The sequence below is a fragment of the Pontibacterium sp. genome, assembly GCF_041587635.1.
In the GTDB taxonomy this organism is placed as follows: domain Bacteria; phylum Pseudomonadota; class Gammaproteobacteria; order Pseudomonadales; family Balneatricaceae; genus Pontibacterium.
On the sequence record NZ_JBFGYC010000504.1, the window covers coordinates 1 to 2,932 of the forward strand.

Here is a 2,932-nt window from a genome sequence, read left to right on the forward strand (position 1 = left end):
AATTTCAGCCCAGATACTACGGCCCTCTAACGGATAGTCCCCGGGAATAATAGGCGACGAAGGTGTACGGGCGTTTTCATCAAACAGGTTTTTAACAATGAAAGCGGTCTCTAAATTACGTTGATCAAACACTTTAGACACTTTTAGCGTACTCCATGCATAACCACTTAACTTGTTGCGTGTATCAGTACGTTCACGCACGCTGGAACCAATCCAGTGGTTATTCAGATGGAGTGCCCAGTCATTCAGCATCTTATAATCTATGGACAGGTACCCAGTATGATTGGGCACGTCAGCAATAACCTCCCCAGTGTCAGCATTTTCACTATGCTGATAACTATACTGCGCCTTCACCTTTAGCTGAGAACTGACCGCCCATTGCGCCTCAAGCTCCAACCCGTAACCTTCCTGCTGGGCCGCATTCTGAAACTGATACACACTTCCGACCAATTTATTTTCGATAAGGTCTTCAGCTTTGTAAAAGTACACACTGTTAATCACCCTTAGTGAGGGTACGACCTGAAAATCCGCCACGATCTCATAAGTTTTAATTCGCTCAGGCAGTAACGATGCAGAACCAATCCCACTGGGATTATTCTTCATATATAACTCACTAAACGACGGCGCTCTAAATGCCTCTCCGTACAGCAACTTACCTGTGAAGTCATGACGCGGCTCCCAGACAAGCCCCAGTCTAGGGTTAAAGATACTCCCAAAATCAGAATACCTATCCCAACGCCCACCTACAGTTAAGGTCCAGTCAGGATGAAAATACCATTGATTTTGAACTGCAAAAAATACGCTATGCCGCTCCTGATCATCGAGAAATACATAAGGAAGATTGGTGACATCCGTCAAGCCACCGCTGATAGGTGAAACCGTTCCATCCAGAACACCTGGACCATAGTTTTTACGTTCTGATGTTTCAAAAGATGTGTACTGAAATCCAAACTGAGATCGCCAGATTTGGTCCTCGAAACCGATATACTGGTAGGTTACATCTGCAATGACTTTATGCGCATTGTACTCTGGAGCCCCGATTACTCCATCCTCAAAGAGCACGGGGTTACTAAGTGGTGTAAAAGGATTTCCGTCATTACCAATCGGAATAAGGCTTCCATCGGGGAAAAGTTTGAAATAGTTTTTACTGTCCAGATAATGATACGTAAGGTTACTTTCTATAGCGCGTTCAAAATCAATAATTTGTTTATACTGAAGGTGTGACATGTAAGAGCTGGAGTCGACGTATCCGTCATTATCTAAAGCACGAGCGACGCCTTGTCCCGTCCCAGCCCCCTTATTTTGCCAGAACCAGTTATTCCAACTCCAAACATCATTTTCAACATTCAGGAGCATATTAGTAACTGAATAGTCTGTATTCAGACCTCCGGCCGCCAACGAAGATCGGGTCCCCGACTGTTGATCAATGGTGGTTTGTAAATCCTGATCAATAATACGCTTTCCATCCCCTGCACTCGTTTGGTGTTCTATAGAGAAGAAAAAACCAGCTCCCTCATTATTTGCTTCTCTGTGCTGAATCGTTATATCCCGACTATGAAAACTACCATTCTTAAGCTGAACGATTGCAGGAATATAATCACCAACATGTTTAGAAATAATATTAATCACACCGGAATACGCATTGGCACCATAAAGAGCAGAACTTGCGCCCTTTATAACTTCAATTCGCTCAATCATATTAAGTGGCAAACGGAACATAGGCGGTGTTCCTTCGCTAAAAGGAGTTTTAAACTCTATCCCATTAAAAAGTATAAGAACCTGCGGATTAAAACCGCTCTGGAGGCCACGAATACTATACACAGGCTCCAGACGACTTAGGTCAGACCGCAACACATGTAAACCGGGAACAGTTTCCAACACTTCATCAAGATGAGTCGCACCCATAGAAGCGATATCGGCGGCCGTAATGACACTCACTACACCGGGTGCTTTTCTGACTGCCTCTAAGTGTCCGGATGCGATAGTTGAGAAATAAGCACTCTCCAGGGAGTAGTCAACTTCTTCATCAGCAACCCCACCGCCTGAAAGGCTCAGAGCGGATATGAAGACCAAGCTGACGATTAATCCATAGATAGCCTTACTCATAACGTCCCTTTTAACTTCTGCAACCACATCTTTTCCCTGATATCCGGCTGCCTGTCTTCATAAAGTAACGCCCTTAATACAAAGCAACGTTCTAACAGATCAAAACAACTTCATCTTCTTGATGGGCAACATTTCTTCTGAAAACATATAGAAACGTCAGCCCGATATATTACGGATAATACGCGATTATTTTTCCTTTAAAAGCCTCAAGCACATCAAATGACACCTTGTTGAAACAAAGGAGAAGCCTATCCATATAGTGATATTTACTAATGCACCGTACAGGCCATGCAAGGATCAAACGACCTCACTACATGCTGTACTGCGACGGGTTCCGTCTCTCCCTTTCTTATCGGCGTTCCCACCAGTGCTTGTTCCAATGCACCCGGCGTATCCTGCTGATCACGCGGAGAAAAATTCCACGTAGTCGGCGCGATAATCTGATAACTGTGAATCTTACCTTTCTTCACTTCTAGCCAGTGCCCTAACGAACCACGAGCCGCTTCAATCATACCGACACCCGAACCGTTATCCGGCATGTCTGCATGATTACAAAACGGCGCTTTTGGATCGATCAACTTCGCCCAGGCTTCCATTTTAGGAATAACAATGGCCAGCTCCAATAAGCGCGCAACGATACGGCTGTGGACATTGCCACCATTTTCCAGAATTAACCCATGAGCAAGAGGATGACCATTCATCACTTGTCGAGCCAAGGCGCCGACTTCTACCACCTGATCATTGAGACGGGGCGACTTACACCAACTGTAGCCTGCTTCATTTTCAAGCGACGGAATAGTAAGCCCAACCGAAGGGTGGCGAGGCT

Annotated in this window: 2 protein-coding genes; both read right to left on the reverse strand. The window is 45.1% G+C overall.

Going from position 1 to position 2,932, the window contains the following annotated elements:
• Nucleotides 1–2,106 (reverse strand): TonB-dependent receptor plug domain-containing protein (locus ABYW01_RS18140; RefSeq protein ID WP_372835542.1); only part of this gene is annotated, 2,106 nt, incomplete at its 3' end.
• A 269-nt stretch (nt 2,107–2,375) separates the two neighbouring features.
• Nucleotides 2,376–2,932, reverse strand: a 557-nt coding sequence (locus tag ABYW01_RS18145; RefSeq protein WP_372835544.1) for a nickel-dependent hydrogenase large subunit, incomplete at its 5' end; no start/stop codon positions are given.